The organism is Polynucleobacter sp. AP-Nickl1-40-C4 (genome assembly GCF_035012665.1).
Classification (GTDB): Bacteria; Pseudomonadota; Gammaproteobacteria; order Burkholderiales; family Burkholderiaceae; genus Polynucleobacter.
This window is the reverse complement of record NZ_JAYGQR010000004.1, coordinates 22663-47358: the sequence shown is the minus strand read 5'-3', so window position 1 is coordinate 47358 and position 24696 is coordinate 22663. Positions and strand designations below refer to the sequence as shown.

30 protein-coding genes are annotated in these 24696 nt (G+C 44.6%); 25 read left to right on the top strand and 5 right to left on the bottom strand.

Annotated elements, in window-relative coordinates; translation table 11 throughout:
* Positions 1-33 precede the first annotated feature (33 nt).
* From lpxK to VC182_RS05880, 3 genes are read right to left on the bottom strand one after another with little or no spacing between them, the layout of a single operon-like run.
* The gene (lpxK, locus tag VC182_RS05890; protein WP_323484807.1) at positions 34-1125 is read right to left on the bottom strand and encodes a tetraacyldisaccharide 4'-kinase; all 1092 of its coding nucleotides are present in this window, start codon (positions 1123-1125) and stop codon (positions 34-36) included.
* Between the two features lie 26 nt (positions 1126-1151).
* The gene (locus VC182_RS05885; protein WP_323484806.1) at positions 1152-1616 is read right to left on the bottom strand and encodes a biopolymer transporter ExbD; all 465 of its coding nucleotides are present in this window, start codon (positions 1614-1616) and stop codon (positions 1152-1154) included.
* Positions 1613-2254, bottom strand: coding sequence for a MotA/TolQ/ExbB proton channel family protein (locus VC182_RS05880; protein WP_323484805.1), 642 nt, complete (start codon positions 2252-2254; stop codon positions 1613-1615). Before VC182_RS05880 ends, VC182_RS05885 begins: the two co-directional genes overlap by 4 nt.
* Before the next feature lie 313 nt (positions 2255-2567).
* On the opposite strand from VC182_RS05880, the gene xseA reads away from it, so the two are divergent.
* The 3 genes from xseA (at position 2568) to VC182_RS05865 (ending at position 7304) form a co-directional block, all read left to right on the top strand.
* The gene (xseA, locus tag VC182_RS05875; RefSeq protein ID WP_323484804.1) at positions 2568-3788 is read left to right on the top strand and encodes an exodeoxyribonuclease VII large subunit; all 1221 of its coding nucleotides are present in this window, start codon (positions 2568-2570) and stop codon (positions 3786-3788) included.
* A gap of 1 nt (position 3789) precedes the next feature.
* A complete protein-coding gene (locus tag VC182_RS05870) occupies positions 3790-5814 on the top strand; it encodes a hypothetical protein (protein ID WP_323484803.1) in 2025 nt (674 codons plus the stop codon).
* A gap of 434 nt (positions 5815-6248) precedes the next feature.
* Complete coding sequence (locus VC182_RS05865; RefSeq protein WP_323484802.1) at positions 6249-7304, top strand: nucleotidyltransferase domain-containing protein; 1056 nt, start codon at positions 6249-6251, stop codon at positions 7302-7304.
* Between the two features lie 14 nt (positions 7305-7318).
* On the opposite strand, the gene murB is transcribed toward VC182_RS05865, so the two are convergent.
* Entirely contained in the window at positions 7319-8356 is a 1038-nt protein-coding gene (gene murB, locus VC182_RS05860; RefSeq protein WP_323484801.1) for a UDP-N-acetylmuramate dehydrogenase, read from the bottom strand.
* Positions 8357-8482: 126 nt separating this feature from the next.
* Between murB and VC182_RS05855 the strand changes: the two genes are divergently transcribed.
* The 17 genes from VC182_RS05855 to VC182_RS05780 all read left to right on the top strand — a co-directional run bounded on the left by VC182_RS05855 (position 8483) and on the right by VC182_RS05780 (position 18574).
* On the top strand, positions 8483-8968 hold the full coding sequence (locus tag VC182_RS05855; RefSeq protein ID WP_072583283.1) for a YajQ family cyclic di-GMP-binding protein: 486 nt from the start codon (positions 8483-8485) through the stop codon (positions 8966-8968).
* 18 nt (positions 8969-8986) lie between these two features.
* Positions 8987-9127 carry a CopG family antitoxin gene (locus VC182_RS11570; RefSeq protein WP_416350578.1) on the top strand — a complete coding sequence of 47 codons (141 nt, stop codon included), beginning with the start codon at positions 8987-8989 and terminating at the stop codon, positions 9125-9127.
* Positions 9128-9322: 195 nt separating this feature from the next.
* On the top strand, positions 9323-9604 hold the full coding sequence (locus VC182_RS05850) for a hypothetical protein (RefSeq protein ID WP_323484800.1): 282 nt from the start codon (positions 9323-9325) through the stop codon (positions 9602-9604).
* Complete coding sequence (locus VC182_RS05845; protein WP_323484799.1) at positions 9601-10014, top strand: type II toxin-antitoxin system PemK/MazF family toxin; 414 nt, start codon at positions 9601-9603, stop codon at positions 10012-10014. The genes VC182_RS05850 and VC182_RS05845 overlap by 4 nt, the downstream gene beginning before the upstream one ends.
* A gap of 74 nt (positions 10015-10088) precedes the next feature.
* Positions 10089-11012, top strand: coding sequence for a site-specific tyrosine recombinase XerD (gene xerD, locus VC182_RS05840; RefSeq protein ID WP_323484798.1), 924 nt, complete (start codon positions 10089-10091; stop codon positions 11010-11012).
* 92 nt (positions 11013-11104) lie between these two features.
* Positions 11105-12223 carry a Fic family protein gene (locus VC182_RS05835; protein WP_323484797.1) on the top strand — a complete coding sequence of 373 codons (1119 nt, stop codon included), beginning with the start codon at positions 11105-11107 and terminating at the stop codon, positions 12221-12223.
* Positions 12224-12324: 101 nt separating this feature from the next.
* Positions 12325-12957 carry a glycerol-3-phosphate 1-O-acyltransferase PlsY gene (plsY, locus tag VC182_RS05830; RefSeq protein WP_323484796.1) on the top strand — a complete coding sequence of 211 codons (633 nt, stop codon included), beginning with the start codon at positions 12325-12327 and terminating at the stop codon, positions 12955-12957.
* Positions 12958-12993: 36 nt separating this feature from the next.
* Positions 12994-13365: an MAPEG family protein gene (locus tag VC182_RS05825; protein ID WP_323484795.1), complete on the top strand. Its 372-nt coding sequence runs from the start codon at positions 12994-12996 to the stop codon at positions 13363-13365.
* Between the two features lie 86 nt (positions 13366-13451).
* A complete protein-coding gene (locus VC182_RS05820) occupies positions 13452-13703 on the top strand; it encodes an AbrB/MazE/SpoVT family DNA-binding domain-containing protein (RefSeq protein WP_323484794.1) in 252 nt (83 codons plus the stop codon).
* Positions 13669-14112 carry a type II toxin-antitoxin system VapC family toxin gene (locus VC182_RS05815; protein ID WP_323484793.1) on the top strand — a complete coding sequence of 148 codons (444 nt, stop codon included), beginning with the start codon at positions 13669-13671 and terminating at the stop codon, positions 14110-14112. Before VC182_RS05820 ends, VC182_RS05815 begins: the two co-directional genes overlap by 35 nt.
* Positions 14113-14179: 67 nt before the next feature.
* Positions 14180-14932 (top strand): GTP cyclohydrolase I, encoded by a 753-nt coding sequence (folE, locus tag VC182_RS05810; protein ID WP_323484792.1) that lies wholly within the window; start codon positions 14180-14182, stop codon positions 14930-14932.
* Between the two features lie 4 nt (positions 14933-14936).
* Positions 14937-15875 (top strand): hypothetical protein, encoded by a 939-nt coding sequence (locus tag VC182_RS05805; protein ID WP_323484791.1) that lies wholly within the window; start codon positions 14937-14939, stop codon positions 15873-15875.
* Positions 15872-16099 carry a hypothetical protein gene (locus VC182_RS05800; RefSeq protein WP_072583276.1) on the top strand — a complete coding sequence of 76 codons (228 nt, stop codon included), beginning with the start codon at positions 15872-15874 and terminating at the stop codon, positions 16097-16099. The genes VC182_RS05805 and VC182_RS05800 overlap by 4 nt, the downstream gene beginning before the upstream one ends.
* A 226-nt stretch (positions 16100-16325) precedes the next feature.
* Positions 16326-16634, top strand: a complete 309-nt coding sequence (locus VC182_RS05795; RefSeq protein ID WP_323484790.1) for a high-potential iron-sulfur protein — start codon at positions 16326-16328, stop codon at positions 16632-16634.
* A gap of 260 nt (positions 16635-16894) precedes the next feature.
* Positions 16895-17377 carry a helix-turn-helix domain-containing protein gene (locus VC182_RS05790; RefSeq protein WP_072583274.1) on the top strand — a complete coding sequence of 161 codons (483 nt, stop codon included), beginning with the start codon at positions 16895-16897 and terminating at the stop codon, positions 17375-17377.
* A gap of 4 nt (positions 17378-17381) precedes the next feature.
* Positions 17382-17966, top strand: coding sequence for a PIN domain-containing protein (locus tag VC182_RS05785; RefSeq protein WP_323484789.1), 585 nt, complete (start codon positions 17382-17384; stop codon positions 17964-17966).
* A 65-nt stretch (positions 17967-18031) separates the two neighbouring features.
* Positions 18032-18574, top strand: a complete 543-nt coding sequence (locus VC182_RS05780; RefSeq protein WP_323484788.1) for an HPP family protein — start codon at positions 18032-18034, stop codon at positions 18572-18574.
* A gap of 27 nt (positions 18575-18601) precedes the next feature.
* Here VC182_RS05780 and VC182_RS05775 read toward each other — a convergent pair whose 3' ends face one another.
* Positions 18602-18751, bottom strand: coding sequence for a hypothetical protein (locus VC182_RS05775; RefSeq protein ID WP_323484787.1), 150 nt, complete (start codon positions 18749-18751; stop codon positions 18602-18604).
* Positions 18752-18999: 248 nt separating this feature from the next.
* Here VC182_RS05775 and VC182_RS05770 point away from each other — a divergent pair, with 248 nt between their 5' ends.
* From VC182_RS05770 to VC182_RS05750, 5 genes are read left to right on the top strand one after another with little or no spacing between them, the layout of a single operon-like run.
* Positions 19000-20514, top strand: a complete 1515-nt coding sequence (locus tag VC182_RS05770; protein ID WP_323484786.1) for a mannose-1-phosphate guanylyltransferase/mannose-6-phosphate isomerase — start codon at positions 19000-19002, stop codon at positions 20512-20514.
* A gap of 20 nt (positions 20515-20534) precedes the next feature.
* The gene (locus VC182_RS05765; protein ID WP_323484785.1) at positions 20535-21515 is read left to right on the top strand and encodes a GDP-mannose 4,6-dehydratase; all 981 of its coding nucleotides are present in this window, start codon (positions 20535-20537) and stop codon (positions 21513-21515) included.
* A gap of 21 nt (positions 21516-21536) precedes the next feature.
* A complete protein-coding gene (gene gmd, locus VC182_RS05760) occupies positions 21537-22667 on the top strand; it encodes a GDP-mannose 4,6-dehydratase (RefSeq protein ID WP_323484784.1) in 1131 nt (376 codons plus the stop codon).
* Between the two features lie 35 nt (positions 22668-22702).
* Positions 22703-23683 (top strand): GDP-L-fucose synthase, encoded by a 981-nt coding sequence (gene fcl, locus VC182_RS05755; protein WP_323484783.1) that lies wholly within the window; start codon positions 22703-22705, stop codon positions 23681-23683.
* Positions 23676-24566 carry a DUF6492 family protein gene (locus VC182_RS05750; protein ID WP_323484782.1) on the top strand — a complete coding sequence of 297 codons (891 nt, stop codon included), beginning with the start codon at positions 23676-23678 and terminating at the stop codon, positions 24564-24566. Before fcl ends, VC182_RS05750 begins: the two co-directional genes overlap by 8 nt.
* The last annotated feature ends 130 nt before the right edge of the window (positions 24567-24696 follow it).

Here is a 24696-nt window from a genome sequence, read left to right as displayed (position 1 = left end):
GGATGACACAGTGTAGTGCTATGTAAGCTAAACCTACAAGGTGTAGCGATAAGGACTGGGTCTTTGCAGGATAGATTGCAGCCAGTCAGCCAAGCTATCTGGGAGGGTGAGAGTCATTGGCACCACCCAAATGCGTTCATCTGTAATGGCTGCACATTTCACAGCATCTTTTTCAGTAATGAGGATGCATTGCGCATTGATCTTCTCAAAGAACTCGGGGGTATACGTCGCATGATCCGGCAAAGGAATCGATTTAGCGGCAATTCCTTGTTTGAGGAGATCATCAAAAAAGCGTTGTGGATTACCCAAGGCGGCAACAGCCGTAATTTTGTTTGGTAGATAGCTATCTGCAATTTGAGCAAGCGTCTGCGTATTTTTAGAATTAATCAATTGATACGCATTTCCCAAATTACCCAAGAGCGAGAATGCGCGACGCCCTAAATAGTATTCATCTTGGGGGCCAAGCTTAGATTCAAGACCTTTTGTTTTTCCAGTAAAGAGTGTGGCATCACGCTCGCGTGTGGCGGGTTCACGCAAAGGGCCTGCAGGTAGCAAAAAGCGATTACCTTCACCACGTCCATCACGAACCACGAGTTCGATATCGCGACCACCTTCACGAGCGGGCCAGCGTGCTAAGCCAGTGTGTTGCAAGCCATCATCACTAATGATGACGTTTACATTGGGTGAATGCTTGAGTAAAGCCCCAATACTTTTTTGACGCTTTGGAAAAACCCAAATCGGAAATTGATCGTGTGTGCGTTTTGCAATCAATACAGGCTCGTCACCAACTAGGGTCGGATCAGAATCGCTGCGTACTTGTAGGGGTGTTATTTGCGAAGAAGATCCATAGCCTCGACTAATAATTCCAGGCCTCCATCCAAGGTGACTAAGGCGTTCTGCTAGAGCGATCACGATAGGCGTCTTGCCAGTTCCGCCTACACGAATATTGCCCACAATAATGACTGGTACTGGAGCAGGCTGTTGCTTTACTAAGCCCGTATCCAGAATTAACTTACGTATGCGTATCACCAAGCCATAAAGCCAGGAGAGTGGCCATAGCAATAAGCTCGTGGGGCCACGTCTTTCCCAAAACTTGGGAGCTTTACGGAAAAAAGAAAAGGACATGAAAAATATTTTTCTTAGTTCTGAAGTTATTTTTTGGTTTGACTGCTAAAGACAATGTTAGATAGGTTCGCATCACGTGCCGCCTCCAGTGCGCTCATCACAGCTTGGTGAGGCGCTTTGGCATCGGCATCAATATTCACTTGCAGAGAGCTGGCGGCTTCCTTCTGGCTGCTTTGTCCATTTAGCTGAGTTAATGAATTGCTGAGTTGTGATCGATCTACCACTTTGCCATTCACTGCGAAGCGGCCATCGCGACTCACTGCAATATGAATTTGCTTTACCTCTGTTTGGCTCTCATTGCCATTAGCTGTGGGTAAAGTAATGGCTAATTCTTGATAACGTGTGAAGGTTGTGGAGATCATTAAAAAGATCAGAACTACCAAGAGCACATCAATAAAAGGAATCAGATTGATTTCTGGCTCTACAGGTGGAGCACTACCCCCAAGAGAAAATCTTCTCTTAGCTCGCGGGTGCGTTTCTAACCAACTCATTTTGCGGAATCGGCTGGATAGAGTTTTTTAAACAGTTGACGAGTAAATTCTTCGCATTCACGTTGACGTTGATTTGCCATTGCACGTAAACCGCGCCAAGCAGCTAATGCAGGAATGGCAATCAATAGTCCAAATGCCGTGTTGTACAAGGCAACTGATATGCCGTGGGCTAATTGTTGTGGGCTACCAGCAGCGCTATTGATCGCGCCTTGGCTGCCAAAGATTTCAATCATGCCCACTACAGTGCCAAATAAGCCTAATAGCGGAGCGACTGTGGCGATCGTGGCAAGTGCGCCTAAGTAGCGGTCCAGCTTAAGCCAAGTGCTTTGTGCGGTCACTTGCAACTCCTCCAGCGCAGCATCGGCGTTACTGCCAGATAATTTCTCTTTTAGTGCGCAGGCCAATAAAGGGCTTGCAGGAGAAAGGTTGGCCAATTCCGTAATCTGCTGCTCAGAAACGCTGGATTTGCTTCCAACCAACTGATTTGCAAGAGAAAAAACGCTTTCTAGGCAATTTTTGGGGAATATATGCGTTTGTCGCAGATACCAGCAACGCTCTAAGGCGATTGCTAAGCCCAATATGGAGATGATGAGGAGGGGCCAAATAGGCCAGCCAGCGGATAGTAAGATGGAGTACATAAGCTCAGTACTTTAGCTGAATTAAAAAGCCTGTTTCGGAAAGCTAGCCTGTGGATAACTCTGTGCAAAACTTTTTTGAGTTTGCTCTGTAAGTCCTTGATTGATCATTGACACGGTTTTATATTGGTTCAAAGCGAATTTATTAGTCTAATTAATTCCTATATAAATCAATAGCTTGTATTTTAGATGTTGGATTTATGAGACGTTTTGGGTCAGTAATTACTTACTTATGAGGATTAAACCTAGAGTGAATCTGTATCTGTGGATATTTATTGGCGCCTAAGCCAGATAGTTGTGAGATTAAAGAGAAAAAATGTCGGAAATATCAAGGGAAATTCTGAGTGTTGGCGATCTAAACCGCGCCATTGCTGCCTCTTTAGAGGACCGTTTCGATACTGTCTGGGTGAGCGGGGAGATTTCCAACTTCAAGGCTTATGACAGTGGGCATTGGTATTTCTCGTTAAAAGACGCGGAAGGTCAGATCCGTTGCGTCATGTTCCGTGGTCGCAACGGCCAGGTTGGGTTCATGCCGCAATCGGGGGATTTGGTGGAAGTTAGCGCTAGCTTAGGAATGTATGTTCCTCGTGGGGATATTCAGCTCACGATTCAGACTTTGCGACGCGCTGGCATGGGCGGTCTATATGAAGCCTTCTTAAAGTTGAAGGCCAAACTCGCCAAAGAAGGCTTGTTTGATGATGAGCGCAAACGCGAGATACCAACGCATCCGCGATCAATCGGCATCATCACATCACCGCAAGCAGCAGCACTCAAAGATGTGCTGAGTACTTTAGCGAGAAGAGCGCCGCATATTCCGATTGTGATTTATCCAACCTTGGTTCAAGGCCCTGATGCACCCGCCGGAATGATTGCCGCACTTAAAGCTGCCGAAAAAGAAAAAGCAGTAGATGTGATTTTGTTAGTACGCGGTGGAGGCAGCATTGAAGATCTGTGGGCATTTAATGATGAACAACTGGCTTATGCGATTGCAGACTCATCAATACCAGTAGTGAGTGGTGTTGGACATGAAACCGATTTCACGATTACGGATTTTGTTGCAGACTTACGGGCCCCAACTCCGACGGGCGCGGCAGAGCTAGCGGCACCACGCCGAGATCAAATGCTGCAAGAGCTAGATGCCATCATGCAAGCGCTGCTCCAGCGCATTAACCAACGAGTTGAGCGCGAGGCACAAACGCTAGATCAATTAGCACTTCGCTTGAGTCATGCATTGCCTAATCCCGATCGCATGCGCGAGCAAATTCAAGGGTGGCAGCAACGCCTTAACCAAGCCTGGTCTGTACGTATGGAAAATTGGAAGCGCAATCAATCGCACTATCAATCCCAGTTAGAAATGTTGAACCCACAGAGAACACTAGAGCGTGGCTATGCGGTGATCCTGAGTAAAGAAAAAGAAGGGCTGCACGCCATTCGTAAACCATCTGAGTTGAACGTAAGTAATAGTTATCAAATACGTCTAGCCGAAGGGCAGGTAGATGTAGAATTTTCAGAAGTAAATCCAGCGGAACAAAAATAATATGCAGCGACTAATCTTAAGGTTGATTGCATTAACGTGTACATCATTCTTGATTGCAATGCTGACGGGTTGTCCAAGCAGTGGTTCCGGTAACAGCACTGTCATTAATGGTGTAGTGAGTTCAGGTGGAGGATCAACACCAGTTGCTATTGGGGGCGCCACAGTTACGATTTACCAAATTCAGTCTGGAACACCATCTGTTGTTACCCAGGCAACATCGGATAGCGCTGGTAATTTTTCTGTCAAGGTTCCCAGTAATTCCGCAAATACAAGCAGCAATCCCATTACCTACTATGCGGTAGCTAGCAAATCTCCAAGCATCCAGTTAATGGCAAGCTTAGGGACGGGGCCGTTATCTGCAGTACGCATTAATGAGCTCACTACCGTGGCATCCGCTTATGCCTTTGCGCAATTATTTCGTGATGACTATTCGGTAGCCGGGAGTGCTCTACCATTAAGTATTGCTGCGGGCATGGCTGAAAATTTAGTTTCTGCAGAATCTGGCTCTGCATCTAAAGTCATTCAGACTTCGCCTAACGGTTATGAAACCAATACCTGGAGTGCGCTTGGTACTTTGGCTAATGTCTTGGCGGGATGCACTCAAGGCATCGCAAATGCATGCACGAATTTATTTGCCCTAACTCCTTCTACAAATGGCATTACACCTACGAATACATTGCAAGCGATTGTAAACATCGCTTTAAATCCTGCAGTCAATGTCAGCAGCATCTATAACTTAGGGAGTGTGGTGACAAGCTATACGCCAGCGCTTACTGCTAACCAGGGGCCTAATTCATCTGCACCACTCCAAAAACTCGATGCCTGGACAATAGCGGTCAAGGTTAATAACACCGGTAGCAGTGCCTGCCCTTTTGGCGGCCCAGCTAATCTGGCATTTGATGTCAATGGTTATGCGTGGATTAATAACAATGTCATTCAGGGAACACCAAACTCTACAAATTGTTTAGTGGTTCTCAAGCCAAATGGTCAGCCGGCTAATGGATCTACTTCGACCCCAACAACACCTATTGCTGGCGGCGGCATCTTAGGCTCTGGCTTCGGAGTGGCAATTGATAAGCTTGGATATATTTGGTCGGGTAGTTTTGGTTGGGGAAATAATCTTCCAGCTAGTGGGGCGGTAGCTAAGCTGTCCTCACTTGGTGTTCCCATCTCTCCTGCTGTTGGATATACCTCTGGACTATTAAGAGTGCAGGGCACTGCAGTCGATCAATCTAATAATATTTGGATGGCGAGTTACGGTAACAATGCAGTTGTTGTTTATCCCAATCAGACTACTAATCCTGTTAGTTATGTAGATAGCAATACAGAGCCATTCGGCATAGCGATCACTACTGATGGATATGCGTGGGTTACTTACACAGGGTCAGATACAGTGTCTAAGTTGCGCTATAGCAATGGCGGAATCTCAAAATTATTTACAGTCACACTGCCAAGCGGCAGCAATCCAAAAGGTGTGGCCGTAGACTCACTGGGTAATGCTTGGGTTGCAGCAGGCTCCACTTCTACTGTTTATGCAATCAATTCAAGTGGCGCGATTGTCGGAACTTACACAGGACAAGGGATTAATGGTCCATGGGGCATTTCATTAGATGCAAAGGGAAATGTCTGGGTTGCCAATTTTGGAACTGCATCCCCTAGCGCACGCTATAGCATCGTACAACTCTGTGGCGCAACATCAAATTGCCCTACAGGTATAGCGATGGGATCGGCAATCACTCCAAGCACTGGCTACACCCTCCCATCTGCAGGTAGCCAGGTCCTACTGAATTCTGGACAACCTTTATATGGAACAGGCTCACCCCCATCCTACTTACCCTTGATGCGATTGACTTCAGTAAATACAGATATGGCCGGCAATGTTTGGGCTGCGAATAATTGGAAGCCAAGCGCTTTTAATGATGTAAACCCAAATGATGCCAATCCTGGTGGTGATGGCATGGTGATATTTGTTGGGGTTGCTGCTCCAACTAAAGCGCCAAGTCTGGGTCCAGCACAAGCGCCATAATTTTTTTGGTTTTATTAGTATTTGGGGTGGAAATTAATACGTGATTTGCAAGCGCAGATTAATTTTTGCCCCCGCTTCAATCTGCTAGCCTTTGGTAATGGCAGTTGAGCTTCCAAATAAAATGACAATGCTGTTTGAAGTGCATCAACCGCATGTTTTAGGGCGTCAGATTTATTTCTTCCGAAAGTAATCGCCTCTGGAATGTCAATGAATGTCACCAGAATCTTGGGACCATTTTTAGTTAATACCGCTGGATATCTCAATGAGGACCTTTATCTTAAAAATGAGCTTATCTAGATTTATCCAAAAATCTTTAACCTTATTAAATGATGGTTCTAGATAAGGGACAAAAGGTTATATTAGCAGGCTAAATGACCTTGTAAGCCATGCAGGATAATGGTTATTATACAAATAATTTATTGTATAATAACAACATGAGTACCAAGCTATATGAACCACTTTCCTTATCCGCTCAAACGGCTTATGCCGAACTGCAGGATCAATTACGCATTCAAAATATTGATCAATTTAAAGAATTGCCGGGTGCATTTCACAAGCAGGTTCAAAAAGGTAAAGCCTATATTTATTACGGCTATCGTGATATTGATGGCGTAGGTCGTATGGCTTACGTAGGTCCTGAAGATCAGCGCGTGACTCACCTCATTGAAAAATATCAAGCTTTGAAGACGGGAGATTATTTAAGTAGGATTAAAGGATTGGCACAATCTGCGGAGGTACTTGGCTGTGGGTCTGCGTTAACTAAGCACTTTCGCGTAGTGAATCGTTTGCGGCAGTATGGTTTTTTTAGTGCCGGCGGGATATTAATTGGGACACATGCATTTCTTGCCATGGGAAATATGTTGGGTGTGAAATGGTTATCATCTAATACAACAATGGATGTAGATTTTTCCCATGCGGGAAAAAATGTTTCAATTGCGCTAGGTGCAAATGTGAAAATCTCGGTGCACGATGCTTTAAATTCCCTGGAGATGGGGCTGTTGCCAATTGCTGAGTTTTCAGGAAAAACAGGCGCACAATATCGAAATCCTAAGGACCCAGAATTGCGACTAGATTTTGTAACTCCACAAACTAGAAGTGGTGGGCCGGTAGTATTGCCTGAATTGGGCCTGACTCTGGAATGTCTAAAATTTATGGAGTTTTCCCTGGTAAGTACCACGCAGGCCGTTCTCTTATCTAAGGGGGGTGGTGCTTGTATTGTGAATATCCCGGCCCCTGAGCGTTGCGCAATACATAAGTTAATTGTTTATGGGGAGCGCCCTATTAATGAGCGTGTAAAAGCAAACAAGGACTTGGGTCAAGCTGCAGCAATTTTCAAAGTGCTATTTGACGGAGGTAATGGTGATTTAGTGAGGCAGGCATGGACTGATGCAATTTCACGTGGTCCTGGTTGGGTAAGACGCTTAAACCAAGGTAAGACTGCATTGCTAAAGCAGTATCCAGAACTATTAGATCTAGCAAATGTGAGATAAATTGTAAATCTAGCTCAGAAAATATTTGGCTCAATCTGTAAACTGACTCCAAATTCTACGCGTACTTTGTCTTGTATGCATTTAGCAAGACCCAAAATATCTTGTGCAGTCCCACCGCCATGATTAACTAATACGAGCGCTTGGTTTTCATAAACGCCTACTGAACCCATGTGTTGACCCTTGAAGCCGCATTGATCAATTAACCAACCAGCGGCGAGCTTACGTTTGCCTAGGGCATCAGGATAGGAGACTAGATTGGGATGGGATTTGTGGAGAGTTTCATATTGCTCATTCGGAACAATAGGGTTCTGAAAGAAGCTGCCGGCATTCCCGATTACTTTTGGGTCCGGAAGTTTACGAGTGCGAATCTTACAAACCGCCAAGAAAATATCTTCTGCGCTTGGATTGGAATTTTCGGCAAAATGTTTAGCCAAGTCGGCGTAATGAATGCGTGCATTCCAGGTCTTGGGAATTCTAAAAACGACTTTTGTCACGATAAAGCGCTGGGGATTTTGCTTGAAGTAGCTATCGCGATAAGCAAAGTGGCAGGCTTCTTTTTCGAGGGTGACAAAGGCTTGGTCTTTGGCGTCAAAGGCTTCTATGCGATCGATGTAATCTGCGATCTCAACACCGTAGGCGCCAATATTTTGAATCGGCGCTGCCCCAACGGTTCCGGGGATGAGTGCTAGGTTCTCTAGGCCAGGTAAATCATTTTCTAGCGTCCAGGCAACAAGTTCATGCCAATTCACGCCACCACCGACAGCTAAAAGGGTGGCGCTCGAATCGCTGGAAATAATTTCTTGTCCGGCAATGTTCATGAGAAGGGTGGCCCCCGGTAGCTTGGCCGGGAGAATGACATTGCTACCACCACCTAAAACCCGCCAGGCTAGTTTTTGCTCAGCAATATCTGAGAGGACTCTCGGGATTTGCTCGGCAGAAGTAATTTCATATGCCAATTCTGCGCTGGACTCAAAGCCAAAGGTGTTGCGCCGCTTCAAGCCCAGATTCGGGATTGAATTTGCTACTTGGGGCGCATTTTGAGCACGGTTCATGCCACAATCTTATTCGTAAAAGAATCTAGCGAATATTTTTTGGGTGCAAAACTTGTAAAAGTCTCCAAAATATCTAGAAAATATGAAGATTGCTTGAATATTTACCAAAAAATATAGGGAGTAAAAATGCCAACATTTGACGTAGTTTGTGAGCCGGACATGATTGAACTCAAAAATGCTGTTGAGCAATCTAATAAAGAAATTACCAATCGTTTTGACTTTAAGGGCTCCGATAGCCGTGTAGAGCAAAAGGATGAAACTTTAATCTTGTTTGGTGACGACGACTTTAAATTAGGCCAAGTGCGTGATGTGTTGATTAGCAAAATGGCCAAGCGAAATGTGGACGTGCGTTATCTTAAAGATGACAAAACAGAAACCATTGGCAGTGATAAGCGCAAGCAGACCATGAAGATCCAAAAGGGTATTACTTCAGATCTGGCTAAAAAAGTAGTCCGCATCATCAAAGACAGTAAGCTCAAAGTGCAAGCTAGTATTCAGGGTGATGCAGTACGCGTCACTGGTGCCAAGCGTGATGACTTGCAAGAAACTATGGCCCTGCTTAAAAAAGAAGTCACTGAAGCGCCATTAGGCTTTAATAATTTCCGTGACTAAAAAAGAGCCTTGAGCACAATGAAGACACTTAAGCCCATTCCTATATTTCAATCGGAGCTTGATGAGAGAAGGTTTTGGGAAATTAATGATGCTTCGGACTATTTTGATTTAAATAAAGCATTTTGGGGGGGCAACACCAAACCTAAGACTTTCTCCTGAGGCTTTGAAGTCTCAGGAGGGGTGATTGGAATGCTTAAAAGAGCTTTATTTGGCCAACAGAATTAAGCAATCAGTTAAGTCAGGCGTCCGTAATTTATTGCTGATTTCAGTTAAATCCTACTGAAGTAAGGGTACAAAGCTTGCAGTTGCACCAAAAATAGTATATATTTTGTATATATAAAATAATGAGGTGTCATGATGAGAGCTTCAAACGAAAACCTGTTGGTCAAATTTCGATCTAAAGACACCCAATTTGGCGTGACTCGAACAACGGTTAAAGCAATTGCTAAGGAACTTGATGTAAATGAAACACAGGTTATCCATATGGCCTTGTCAAAATTTGCTACTGATGTCCTACCTTCTTATGCTCCTGATGATGGTCCGTTGACAGCAAAACAAGTCATGGCATTACGCAAGGATGCAGCCAACCGCTTACCAAAAGGCAAACTGCTTGCACGCGACGTATTGTTTACATGAGTCAGACTTGGATGTTGCCGGCACCTGGCGATATCGTTTGGTGCTTGTTTCCAGAAATTCCCAATAGTGAACCAGGACCTAAACCCAGGCCAGCTATTGTCCTGAGTGTTGAGCATCGAGATGATGGCAATCAGGTCAGCGTGGTGTACGGAACATCCCAGAAACTGACCAGACTAAAAGCTGGTGAGGTAGCAATAACCCAGGCCAAGAATCCAGCCGCTTATGCGCTCGCTGGATTGGCATACGATACAAAGTTTGATTTCAAGGTGATTGTGGATCTGCCGTGGTCTGAGCGCTACTTTAAAGTGCCCAACAGAAGCCCGCATGGCAACACGCCCAAGCTAGGCACTTTGCATGCAACGATTCTGCGCGCTGTTGAGGCGGCTTATCGTGCAGCATCAAACCGATAGAATGACAAAGATAGATGCTCTGGAGATATCCAAATCAACAATAATTTATGGATACCCATTACATCTAAAGTTTGATGACAAAAAATGCGCCCCCAATTTCCGTAATAAGCCAAGAGGCCATTGAGCGCTTCTGCGATGCTTGCTGGCTAGAAGACGGTCTAGCTCAAAATAGTCTGTCCGCATACCGCAGAGACTTATTGTTATTGGCCCAGTGGCTCTATAAAGACTCGGGAGCTGATCTGTACGGAGTGACAGAAAAAGATCTCACAGCCTATATCGCGCATCGACGTGCTGATAAAGCTACTACTGCTAATCGGCGCTTAACGGTTTTCAAGCGCTTCTATCGTCATGCACTCCGTATTAATTTGGTCAAGAGCAATCCTTGTATTGGATTACGTGCCGCTAAACAAGCGCTCCGTTTTCCGAAGACGTTAAGCGAAGATCAAGTCACTGCTTTACTTAATGCTCCCGATATTGAAACGCCATTAGGCCTGCGTGATCGCACCATGTTGGAGTTGATGTATGCCAGTGGCTTACGTGTATCTGAGATTGTTTCGTTAAAGACTGTTGCCCTTGGTTTAAATGAGGGTGTGGTGCGTGTAGTCAATGGCAAGGGCGGCAAAGAGCGCTTAGTGCCCTTTGGCGGTGAAGCAGGGCAGTGGTTACGACGCTATTTAGCAGAAGCCCGCACTCCTTTGCTAGAAGGTAAAACGACTGATGCGGTTTTTGTGGGTCGCCATACAGGTACAGGCTTAACCCGCCAGGCATTCTGGGCATTGATTAAGCGCTATGCCACAGTGGCGAATATTCCAGTGGCGCTGTCACCCCATACCTTGCGCCATGCATTTGCCACTCATTTGCTGAATTATGGTGCTGATTTAAGGGTGGTACAGCTGCTTTTGGGGCATGCAGACATTTCCACTACCCAGATCTATACCCATGTGGCCAGGGAGAGGCTTAAATCGATTCATCAGCAGCACCATCCGCGGGGTTCTTAAAAATCTTAGCCATGCGGTGATTAGCTTCATTTAATCCGCAATAATTGCGGGGAATAATGGATTTTGCGGTGATTGCGACTTATAATCTCCGCATGAATAGCGGAGTTAAAAACTACATTTGGCAAGATCCCCAATGGCCTCATTGGGGATATGACCTCAAGCAACTCACTGGCTTGTTGACTCAGGTATACCAAGCTCAGGGACGTCTGTTGGGGCGCTTACACTACATAGGCATTGACATGCTCGATCAAGAATCCTTGCGTGTACTCACTGAAGATGTCATTAAAACAAGCGAGATCGAGGGCGAAATGCTTGATCCAAGCTCAGTTCGCTCATCCATTGCGAGAAAACTGGGTATCGATATCGGAGCCTTAGCACCAGCAGATCGTTACGTTGATGGCGTAGTAGATATGGTGCTCGATGCTACGCATCTGCATCAAAAAAATTTAACGCAGGAACGTCTCTTTGCCTGGCATGCTGCTCTCTTTCCAACGGGGCATAGCGGTTTATCTGAAATATTGGTTGGTGCTTGGCGTGATGATGCTCTCGGCCCTATGCAGGTTGTCTCTGGCCCCATCAGTCGCCAAAAGGTTCACTTCGAAGCGCCGCCAGCTAGACTATTGATACCAGAAATGACACAGTTTTTGCTATGGTTCAATGTGGACCAGCAAGACGATCCAATCATTAAAGCGGGCCTAGCGCACCTCTGGTTTGTGACCCTACACCCGTTTGATGATGGTAATGGTCGAATTGCAAGGGCAATTGGCGATATGGCTTTGGCCCGTGCTGACGGCTCGGCGCAGCGGTTTTATAGCTTATCGGCTCAAATTGGACGTGACCGTAAAAATTACTATGAGCTCCTTGAGAAAACCCAAAAGGGAACGCTGGATGTAACGCAATGGCTTAGTTGGTTTTTGAGCAGTTTGCTAGCAGCAATTCAAGTCGCTGAAGCTGCGTTATCTACAACTCTGTTCAAAACCAATTTCTGGCAACATTGGTCTGGAACGCCGATGAATGAGAGGCAAATCAAGTTGCTCAATAAACTACTCGATGGTTTTGATGGGAAGCTGACTACTAGCAAATGGGCAATTATTGCCAAATGCTCCCCAGATACTGCATTACGAGATATCACCGATTTACTAGAGCGTGGCGCTCTAGCGAAATCGGATGCTGGAGGACGTAGCACCAGCTATGAACTGCATTACCCTTAATTGTGAGTAACTGCATTAAAGGCTATTTGTACTTAATGTGCTTAGAAGCGCTCTACAAAAGGTGTTTACTGAGCCTTTTAATAAGTGTTTAAGATAGTGGTATGGACCTTACTTTAGATCTCTTGCTTATCCCGATTGCCTATTTAATAGGCTCTATTTCTTTTGCAGTAGTGGTTAGTAAATGCATGCGCTTACCAGATCCTCACTCTTATGGTTCGGGCAATCCTGGGGCAACCAATGTGCTGCGCACCGGCAATAAATTAGCCGCAGTGCTAACTCTGATTGGTGATGCTCTAAAGGGCTACTTTGCTGTCATGCTGGCTCGAGTTTTACTTGGAGATGAATCCCTCACCTCCACCATGAGCTCCTGGCTCTTATGCGGTGTAGTCATCGCGGTGTTCTTGGGTCATCTCTTCCCGATATTCCACGGCTTTAAGGGTGGCAAAGGTGTGGCAACCGCTTGCGGTATTTTGTTTGGTATTAACTGGATCTTGGGATTAGCCACACTGAGTACTTGGATTATTGTCGCTGCGTTCATGCGTTACTCATCTCTAGCAGCTTTAGCTGCTGCGATATTTGGTCCAATCTATTTTGTTTTCTTATTCGGCTTTCAGCCGATGGGCATTGCATTACTGATCGTTTGCGCACTCCTCATTTGGCGCCATCGTAGCAATATACAAAATTTGCTCAATGGCACTGAGAGCCGCATTGGTAGCAAGAAGACTCCAAAATAAACCTGCTTTACTAACCTCACACTACACAAGGCCATCATGAATATTGCTTATGCGTGCATTCTCTTTATGGGACTACTTCCCTATGTTGCTGCCGGTATCGCCAAAAAAGGCTTTGAAGGCTATGACAACGGTATGCCAAGACAATGGCTTGCCAAGCAAACCGGTTTTAGGGCGCGCGCCAATGCGGCTCAAGCCAATATATTTGAGTCGCTCCCTTTTTTCTTTGCCGCTGTCATCATTGCATCAGTAGCTCATGCTCCACAAGACAGAATTGATCTGCTAGCAATGGGCTTTGTGCTTGCACGCGTTGCTTATCTCATTTGCTATATCGCTGATTGGCCTACTACCCGTTCCACAGTTTGGCTGTTTGGCATGATTTGTGTAGTGGCATTGTTTTTTCAGATTTAAGGGGTTATTGGGGCGGCTTGCCCTATTCTTTAATGTGATATATCATTGCTATATCACAATATATTCCCATCTATTCGGAGGCTCTAATGACAAGTATTGCTAAGTTATTTATGAGTGGGCGCAGTCAAGCGATTCGCTTGCCTGCTAAGTTACGCTTTCAGTCTAAGCAAGTCCGTATTGAGCAGGTGGGTAATGCGCTTTGGGTAACGGCAGATGATGAGAAGGCGCCCAATTTGGGGCAATGGCTCAATTCCTTTTATCAACATACTGACCCCCTCCCGGACAGTTTTTTAGAGCATCGAGATGACCTACCAGCACAAGAGCGCGATTGGGCTTAGATTGGTCAAAAAACAAAAAACTTTAGATACCAATATTTGTAGCTATATATTGCGTCGTCATCCGCAAAAAATGTTGGAGCGCTTCGCTGGTCTGGAGCATGATGAGGTGTGGTTGTCAGCCATTGTTGCTGCAGAGCTCAGGTTTGGAGCGGCAAAATTAGCTGCGCCACGTTTTAGCGCCGCAATAGAAGCATGGCTAGATGGTTTTGAAATTCGCCCCTGGCCAATAGAGGCAACCCACTATTACGCCAACATTCGTTCTGAGCTTGAGAAAATTGGCCAACCGATCGGCGGTATGGATTTAATGATCGCTGCCCATGCCCTATCAGAATCTAGCAGTTTAATAACCAATAATGCACGTGAGTTTCATCGTATCGCCAATCTTCAAGTGGAAGAGTGGTTGATTTAAGAAAGCTTTAAAAAATGCCGATTAACCCAAGGTGTTTATGTAAACCCCAAAACGAGCCATAAAGAATATGTCTGCAAAAAAAATAGCTAGCAAAATCCCCGCCTCAAAGCCTACCGTTAAATCTAGTAGAGCAAAAGACGAAAGCGGAACTCCTTTATCGGTAGTCATTCGTCGTCGTATTGAGGCTCAAAAAGCACGCTTTCATGCGAATGACAATATTTCTGCGTTTATTAAGCCAGGTGAGTTAGAGGGTTTGGTAGATGAGGTTGCAGAGAAGATGCAGGCCGTTCTAGAGAGTCTCGTGATTGATACTGAGAATGATCACAATACTCAAAATACCAGTCGTCGCGTAGCAAAGATGTATGTTCAAGAGGTCTTTAATGGCCGCTATGTAGATCAGCCAACTTTAACGAAGTTTCCGAATGTGAGCCGTTTAAATGAGCTCATGATTATTGGGCCTATTACCGTTCGCAGCGCCTGTTCACACCATTTATGCCCCATCATGGGCCGCATTTGGATTGGTGTATTGCCAAGCAAAGACTCTGCATTGATTGGTCTTTCTAAGTATTCACGCTTAACTGAGTGGGTAATGTGTCGTCCACAGATTCAGGAAGAGGCGGTAGTAGAGCTGGCTGACATGCTCGAGAAAAAGATTAAACCGATTGGTGTTGCTGTTGTGATGGATGCCGATCACTTCTGCATGCAATGGCGTGGTGTAAAAGACCGTGATTCCAAGATGATCAATAGCGTGATGCGCGGTGCTTTCTTAAAAGACTCTAATTTGCGCCGTGAGTTCTTGGCTCTGATTGACCGAAAATAGGCCAATGAAAAAACTCCTCATTCTGTTAATCGTCTCGCTGGTTGGCTGTACAGTCGGCCCTCAGCGACAGGATTACCAGATGGCTATGAGTGAAGAGGTGGAATCACCGTTCTTTTATATTCCGGCGCTGAATCAAAAAGATTATGAGGATCGCACTTGGATTCTTTTGGCGGAATCTCAGTCTAAGGTCTGGTTTTATGACCCCTACACCTTAAGCGAGGATGAAGAGGGTATTGTTACTTTTGATGCATTCTTTTCTCCTAGGGAGAAAAATGCCTTAGCCCCGTATAACGCTACTATCGTTGGCCCTTATCGCCAGAAGATGGATTGCTTCGCTAATTACCAGTGGTCAGAAACTCTTTATACCCATACTATTGTTTCCAAGGCGCCTCTAGTAGGCGACACCAAGCCAGTCAATGGTTCTGGCTGGATCAAGATTGCCCCAAGAACTGCTATGGCCTATATGCGCTCCCGAGTATGTGGCAGAAAATTTATTGACGACCAAAACGTCAATTATTTCTTATATCAAGAAAGCCCATTGCCAGCTCCGGTTGCCAAGAAGGCGCCCGTTGAAGTTTTTGATGAAAAGCTTAATAAGCAGATAGCACCTCCTAAGGAAGATGCAGTTGTCGAATCAACCGATGCGAAGCCACCAGTTTTTTATGAAGTGATTAATAACGAAGTCACTATTGTGGATGCCAAGAAAGACATTCGCCAACTGAGATTGAGTTCTTACTTGTTAAATGGGGATTTTCCAAAGCAAGCGGATTATGTATTTACGGCAAATTGCCAAAGCAATACTTATGCCCTGACCGCTCAGGGGAAAAGTGAAAAATCCAGCAGCGCAGTGGGTGCAAAAGATTCTTTAGCGGCTGTCGCATTTAATCGCGCATGCGGAGATCATGGCAATTACATGAAGTTAGCCAGCAAGGGAAGTAGATGACAAAAGCATTATTCAGGGCAACACAAGCTTTCTGGATCATCTCCATGCTGGGGATGCTTATCGCTTGCTCCAGTTTCCCTTCTGAAAATGAGGATCCTGCAAAGAATAATAAAGCGACTTATAACAAGGACCTCAGGGACTGCCAAGAAGACTACCCAGAAGCGGGCTCAGGTGTGCATATCAGGCAATGGATCAATTGCATGAATTTGAAGGGCTGGAAATAGCTTCTCTTCGAAGTAACTTGTTTCTTTTTGGGTGTTGAAATAAGTCTTATCTTTCCCGGCAATCTTGCATTGCAATATTTGAGAATAATTCTCATCTATATCTCCATATAAATCATGGACTTACATGCTAGCTGGATAGATTAATTCTTCTCCACTATGATCACCTTTAGTTTTTAGGGTGCATTGTCATTGCACAACATTCGCTGTTTTATTTTTTGGAGAATCCATGAAAAATAGTCGTCGCCAATTTATGATTTTGTCTGCTGCTGGTGCTTGTACATTGGCTTTGAACGGTAAAGTTCAAGCTCAAGCTATGGTTGTAGAAACTGATCCACAAGCTGCTGCATTGGGCTATAAGGCTGATGCCTCCAAGGTAGATAAAGCAAAGTACGCTAAGTACGCTGCTGGACAGCATTGCAGCAGCTGCGCCTTGTTCCAGGGTAAAGCTGATGCAGCTGCTGGCGGTTGTGCCTTATTTGCGGGCAAGCAAGTTTCAGCCAAGGGCTGGTGCTCTGCTTACGCTAAGAAGGCTTAATTCAAAGCTCTCAAAGCCAATCGGTATTCCGATGAATAAAAATGACCGCTTAGGCGGTCATTTTTATTGCCAAAAAGGACCTTATTTAAGGGGAGCTATCGTACAAGGGTAGTCCCGGCTTGTTTCTTGTAGCCATATTGAAAAACTATGCTTTAAGTACAGTTATTTCATTTGTTTCACTTATTACATTAGTTGCATTACACTAAGTGCAGATCTTCAAAGAAAGATTGCAACTAGATATCCTCACGTATGGAGTAAAAATGTCTGCAACATTGGATAGAAATATTGAAGAGCCAATATTGAATGATTCAGAGTCTGAGCTTGTGCGCTCTGCTACAAGATGCATGATGATGGCGCTTGATCACTCAAAAGCAAATAAGATTGCATTGCTTACTGAAAAAGAAACTTCTATCGGAGTGGATACCCCCATTCTGGAGCTACCGCCAAAAGTGTTGCGCTTAATAGCAAATGTGCTTGGCTCTATGGCAGAGAAAAAGCCTATCTTTTTAGTGCCTCAAGGCCACTTGTTAACCACCGTTGAGGCTGCTCAAATCTTAAATGTTTCTAGACCATTTCTGACCAAGCTTTTAAAGGATAAGAAAATCAGATTCACTATGGTGGGATCTCATAGAAGGGTGGCGTATGAGGATTTATTGGAATACAAATCTAAGATGAGGTTTGAGCGAGAGGTTGCCATGCAAGAAATGGCTGATCAAGCTCAAGAATTAAACTTAGGCTACTAAATCGATGGCGGGTACGGCAAGATACACGGCAATACTGGATGCAAATGTCATGTATCCAGTCAATGTGTTCGATATCCTTGCGCAGTTTTGTATTGAGGGTTTATTCACTGCAAAATGGTCTCAAGATATAGATGAAGAATGGACTCGAAACCTTCTTCTCGATAGAGTTGATTTAACGCCAGAGCAGGTTCTTAAGAGGTGCAATAGACAGAGGGTAGCTATTCCCGACTGGGAAGTAGAAAAAGAAAAGTATCAATCTTTAATTGAGGCCCTTGATCTACCTGACATGGATGACAGACATGTTTTAGCTGCTGCAATTGCTGGGCATGCTGATAGCATTGTTACCTTTAATGTCAAAGATTTTCCAAGTCACGTATTTGATCAATACAATATTGAAGCAATTCATCCTGATGACTTTATTTGCCATCAATTGGATCTCATTCCCTATCAAGCGTTAACGGCAATTAAGCATATACGCTTAAGATTAAAAAATCCCCCATACTCTGCGCAAGAATTGCTCGATAGTTATGGGAGGTCAGGACTAGTATCGACAGTGGCAAAGCTAAAAGAAGCAATAGAGCTCATTTAAGTGCTCAAGAGTGTAGAAATGCAGTATTTAATGAATTACAGAATTAAAAGGGTGAATGTAAAGAAATGAAAAATACCGTTCGGAATCTGGCGAGGCGCTATTCCTTTTATTTGGGTGGCGATCAACCGCTGGTTACCTGGCATGAGCGTTTCCGTTCAGCCATCGGGGCTTTTATAGGGCTGATGTTAGTTATTACTATCGCTATGTACCTTAGAGAGCTTAGTGGTATCGATGAATGGTTGATGGCTTCATTGGGGGCAAGCGCTTTATTGGTTTTCGTTCTGCCTGGCAGTCCAATGGCTCAGCCTTGGGCTGTTATAGCTGGCAATACTCTGTCTGCCTTAGTTGGGGTGAGTTGTGCAATTCTGTTTTCAACCCCCTTGCTAGCTTTGCCAATGGCTGCTGCACTCTCAATTTTGGGAATGTTTATGCTGCGCTGCTTGCATCCACCAGCAGCGGCAGTGGCTTTAATTGCGGTTTTGGGGGGCATAACGCACTACCGCTATGCCTTTTTCCCGGTAATGGTGGATTCAGCGTTATTAATACTGGTTGGGGCGGTCTTCAGTAATTTGACCGGTAAACCTTACCCCAATAGGCCGCCTAAATAACAGGCAGCTCTAACTCAAGACAAGTCTTTATTTGCTGATTCTGCCGGCTGCGATTGAGGCTTTGCAGTCCTTAATAGCGTAGTTTTGGTATTTGCCGGCATTTTCTTTACGAATGGATTGGCCGCATTCAGTCAAAGAGTTGCGTAAGTTGATTTTTGGGATATTGCCTGATGTCATGGTTGACTCCGTAATAAGTGGTTTTAGTTGTGAATTTAAGCCCCAAGGACCGTCATGAAGATCTAGGCTTTGGGCTTAATAGCGCTATCTTGCGCTGCTGATAATTCTAGTGAGTTTTATGGGTTCAGGGGTAATCATGGGCTAAATAGAGTTAAATCCATTGTTAACCCCTAGTTTCATGAAAATAGCTGCTTAAAACCTTTAAAATCACTGGATATTTACAAAAAGCATAAATGCTTTGCTAATTGATGAGCTTAACCAAACTGTCAGCTAATACCGTTATCCCAGTCATCCTTTGTGGAGGGTCTGGCACACGCCTATGGCCGTTATCTCGCGCAGGATTTCCAAAGCAGTTTTTAGTGTTATCTGGTGATGACTCCGGCAAGAGCTTATTTCAGCAGGCGGTAGAGCGTTTAAATACGCTCTCTAAGAATGATGTTGGTCCAACGCTAATTGTGACCAATGAAGAGCATCGCTTCTTGGTGCTTGATCAATTACGAGAAATGCCCGGCATTAAAGCAACATTGTTGCTTGAGCCTGAGGGACGCAATACTGCGCCGGCATTGAGCTTGGCCGCTATGTACGCTAGCGAGCAAAAAGATAGCAGTGGCAACCCCATTGACCCAATCTTGGTCATTACACCGGCAGATCAAACAATACAAAATGGTGCGGCGTTTACTAAAGCACTCAATGAATGTGTTGAAGTTGTCAAAGCGGATTCCAGCGCAAAGACGATTGCCATCTTAGGCATTACTGCAAGCGCCCCAGAAACGGGTTATGGCTACATCAAGAAAATGGGCCAACAAGGGTCTCATGGTGAATACACCGTTGAGCAATTTGTAGAAAAGCCTGATGCCAAGACTGCGCAAAGTTATTTAGACAACGGCAATTACTTTTGGAATGGCGGCATGTTTGTGTTGCGCGCCAGTACTTGGCTTGCCGCTTTGAAGGAATTTCGCAGTGATATTTATGGTGCTACCGAGACTGCTTGGGTTGCGCGTAAGGTGGATCGCGCTGGTGATACTGAGTTTGTTCGTCCCGATAAAGACATCTTTAAAACGATTCCTAGCGAATCAATTGACTACGCAGTCATTGAAAAATGTCCTGGCAACACAACCACTCAGTTCAGCATCAAGATGGTGGAACTCAATGCGGGTTGGAATGACTTGGGCGCTTGGGATGCGGTATGGCAGGTAGGCAAAAAAGATGGTCAAGGCAACGTCACATCCGGCGATACTTTACTGAGTGATGCGAGCAACTCTTTGGTACATGCGAGCAGTCGTTTAGTAAGCGCTGTAGGCGTAGATAATCTGGTCATCATTGAAACCGCCGATGCTGTATTAGTTGCACACCGCTCCAATAGCCAGGATGTGAAACATATCGTTAATCAGCTAGAAAAACAAAAGCGTGAAGAGAAGAATCTTCATCGCAAGGTAGCAAGGCCCTGGGGTTGGTATGACAGCGTGGATGAAGGTGAGCGCTTTAAGGTGAAGCGCATTCAGGTAAAACCTGGTGCTAGCTTGTCATTGCAGATGCACCACCATCGTGCCGAGCACTGGATTGTGGTCAAAGGAACGGCTGAAATCACCAATGGTGAAAAAGTCATTTTGCTCTCTGAGAATCAAAGCACCTATATACCGCAAGGTCAAACACATCGCTTGGCCAATCCAGGAAAAACTCTGTTGGAGATCATCGAGGTTCAGTCTGGTAGTTACTTGGGTGAAGACGATATTGTCCGTTTCGAAGATAACTACGGACGCTAAACAGCTTAGTCACTAAATCAATGAATCAACCAAATAATTCAAGCGGCACTGGTAAACGTGTTGCACTCATTTGCGGTGTGAGCGGTCAGGATGGCAGCTATTTAGCTAAGCTACTCCTGGATAAAGGTTATGAAGTATTTGGTACTTCGCGTGATGCGCAAGGCTCATCTTTCGGTAACTTGAAAAAATTAGGAATAGCAGATCGTATTCAATATCTTTCTATGGTGCTCGAAGATTTTCGTAGTGTTTTGATGGCGTTACGAAAGAGTAATCCTGATGAGATCTACTACCTCGCAGGACAATCATCTGTTGGCTTATCTTTTGAGCAGCCTGCAGAAACGATTCAGAGTATTACGATGGGTACCCTCAATATTCTTGAGGGTTGTCGCATGATGGATAAGAAAATTAAGATCTATCACGCTGGTTCAGGAGAGTGCTTTGGTGATACCAAGGGCGAGCCTGCAACTGAAACTACTCCTTTCTATCCGATGAGCCCCTATGCGGTTGCTAAAACTTCGGCATATTGGTTGGTAAATAACTATCGTGATTCTTATGGCTTATTTGCTTGCACGGGCATTTTGTTTAACCACGAATCCCCATTGCGTCCAGAGCGTTTTGTAACGCAAAAAATTATTCACTCAGTTAAGCGAATCTCGGAAGGCAGTCAAGATAAGCTCAGCTTAGGTCGCCTAGATATCTCTAGAGATTGGGGATGGGCGCCAGAATATGTAGAGGCAATGTGGCTCATGTTGCAACAAGAAAAGCCACAAGACTTTGTTATCGCTACTGGCACCACAATTACCTTGGAAGATTTTGTAAAAGCAGCATTTGATCAGGCCGGCCTCAACTGGAAGGATCATGTAGTTCAAGATCCAAGCCTCTTCCGCCCAACAGATTTAGCGATCGGTCGCGCTGATCCAAGCAAGGCATTGAAAGAGTTTGGCTGGAAAGCGTCAACCACTGGAATTAATGTAGTTAAAAAAATGTACCAATCAATTTAATAGAGACACATCCGAAATACTATGAACGACAAACAAAAAGTTGCTTTAATTACTGGTATCACTGGGCAAGATGGCTCCTACCTTGCCGAATTCCTTTTGGAAAAAGGATATATTGTTCATGGTATTAAACGCCGTGCATCATCATTCAATACTGATCGCATCGACCATCTCTACCAAGATCCTCATGTAAATCACCCAAACTTGATTCTGCATTATGGTGATTTGACTGATACCAGTAACTTAGTGCGCATTATTCAAGAGAGTCAGCCTGATGAGATCTATAACTTGGGCGCGCAGTCACACGTAGCGGTTTCTTTTGAATCCCCTGAGTACACGGCTGATGTAGATGCAATGGGGCCATTGCGTATCCTGGAAGCTATTCGTATTCTGGGCCTAGAAAAGAAGACTCGCTTCTATCAAGCATCTACTTCTGAGCTCTATGGCTTGGTTCAAGAAATTCCACAAAAAGAGACCACACCTTTTTACCCAAGAAGCCCATATGCTGTTGCAAAGTTGTATGCCTATTGGATCACTGTGAACTATCGCGAAGGTTACGGCATGTATGCCTGTAACGGTATTTTGTTCAATCACGAGTCTAAGCGCCGTGGTGAGACTTTTGTAACTCGTAAAGTCACTCGTGGCTTGGCTAATATTGCTCAAGGTCTTGAGAAGTGCTTATTTATGGGCAATATCGATGCATTGCGAGATTGGGGTCATGCTAAAGATTACGTACGCATGCAATGGTTGATGTTGCAACAAGACAAGCCAGATGACTTTGTGATTGCTACTGGTGTGCAGTTCACCGTGCGCGAATTTATTACTCGTAGCGCTAAGCAGCTTGGTATCACCATGCGTTTTGAGGGTGAAGCAGAGAATGAAAAAGGCATTGTTGCAGCCATTGAGGGTGATAAAGCCCCTGCATTGAAGGTTGGCGATGTAATCGTGCAGATTGATCCACGCTACTACCGTCCTACTGAAGTAGAAACTCTATTGGGTGACCCTACAAAGGCCAAGGAGAAATTGGGCTGGGTTCCTGAAATTACTCTAGATGAAATGATTGTGGAGATGGTTGCTAATGACTTGGATAAAGCTAGACAGCATGCTCTATTGAATAAGCATGGATATCAAGTCTCTGTAGGAAAAGAGAATTAAGAAAATTATCTCGATCTCTATAAGCTAAACATCAAATGACAAGTAATCTCCAGCAGAAAATCTATGTAGCTGGCCATCGCGGGATGGTTGGCTCTGCCATCGTGCGTAATTTGCAATCTCTGGGGTATCAAAATATTATTGGCCGTACACGCGCAGAATTAGATCTCACCAATCAAGCTGCGGTTGCTGAGTTCTTTGCCGCTGAGAAGCCTGATCAGGTCTATTTAGCTGCTGCAAAAGTTGGCGGTATTTATGCCAACAATACTTTTCCAGCTGAGTTCATTTACGACAACTTGATGGTGCAGAACAACGTGATCCATCAAGCATTTGCTAATGGCATAAAGAAGCTTTTATTTTTAGGTTCAAGCTGTATTTATCCTAAGTTAGCACCTCAGCCCATGAATGAAGACGCTTTATTAATGGGTAAGCTAGAGCCTACTAATGAGCCTTATGCCATTGCCAAAATTGCTGGTATCAAAATGTGTGAGAGCTACAACCGTCAGTATGGGGAATCTCATGGAGTGGATTACCGCTCTGTGATGCCAACCAATCTTTACGGGCCTAGCGATAACTATCATCCTGAAAATAGTCATGTAATTCCTGCATTGATTAGGAGGTTTCATGAGGCTAAAGTTGGCAATGCTCCAGAAGTATTGATTTGGGGTACGGGCACACCTAAGCGTGAGTTTTTGTATGTTGACGATATGGCTGCTGCATCAGTATTTGTCATGAATCTAGATAAGCAGATTTACGATCGACATACCGAGCCGATGCAAAGTCATATAAATGTAGGTTTTGGTAGCGATATTTCTATTGCGGAGTTGGCAAATGCTGTAAGTCAGGCAGTTGGCTATCAAGGCAAGATTGGTTTTGATGTCACTAAGCCTGATGGCACTCCTCGTAAGTGGATGGATTCATCCAGATTAAATGGTTTGGGCTGGACTCCAAAAGTTCAGTTAACTGAAGGTCTCAAGCAAGCTTACGCAGAATTTTTGCTGGGGCATAGAGATGCCTGAGGTGTCTTCAGTGATGCCTGCTGCAGTCCCAGCAATTGACGAGGTAATTTCCGTCTGCTCAATTAAGGATATTGATGTTTGGACGGTAGCCGCTAAACATATAGTTCAATATATTTCAGCCAAGCAATACACCGTGATTGTTCCGGATGCTCAAGTAGAGATGTTTGCCGCTGTTACTAAGGCACCATACCAAGTTAAGCCAGAATCACAGTTTGTTGGCAGTCTAAAAGAAAAAATAGCGCAGACCTTAACGCCAGAGAATCAAGATCGGGTAGGTTGGTATCTGCAGCAGTTTGTGAAGATTTCTGCTGTACTGACTCATGACGACCAGGATATCGTCCTCATATGGGATGCGGATACTGTGCCTTTAAAGAAGCTTGAGTTCATTAATTCGAGTGGACAGTTTATTTATTACAAGGGCGATGAGTATCGTAAGTCTTATTTTGACTTTATCGAACGCGCTTTGGGTCTAAAGCGCACGCAAAACTTTTCCTTTATAGCTCAGAGCTTAATTCTAAAAGTCAGTTGGGCACGTGAATTAACAAATGCATTGGCACAAAATGCTCAGCTTCCTTGGATTGAGGCAGTCTTATCATTTTTAGACAAGGCTGAACCCGCAGGCTTTGCTGAATTTGAAACCTTGGGCTCATGGATATGGAATCATCACTCCAATGAGATTGTAATTACGGACAAAGCTTGGTATCGCAATGGTTTGAGTCTAGTTGGAAATCCTCTTGCATTATCTAAATCAATATGGATGGGGCTTGCTAAACACTATGACTTCATTAGCTTTGAAGGCTGGGATATGAAAGAGGGGGTTCGAAATGGGATTAGGCAGGCATATCGAAGAGTAAAACTAGGTCTAGAAGGTAAGCTCATCTGAGAATATTTTGATCATTGACTATTTTTTATTGGGCGCTCTCTGAGTGATCCATCAGAATACTTCTTAAAAATACCTTACCGCTCTTATGTAAAACCAGTTTTAGGAATAATGATTCTCATAAAACCCTCAA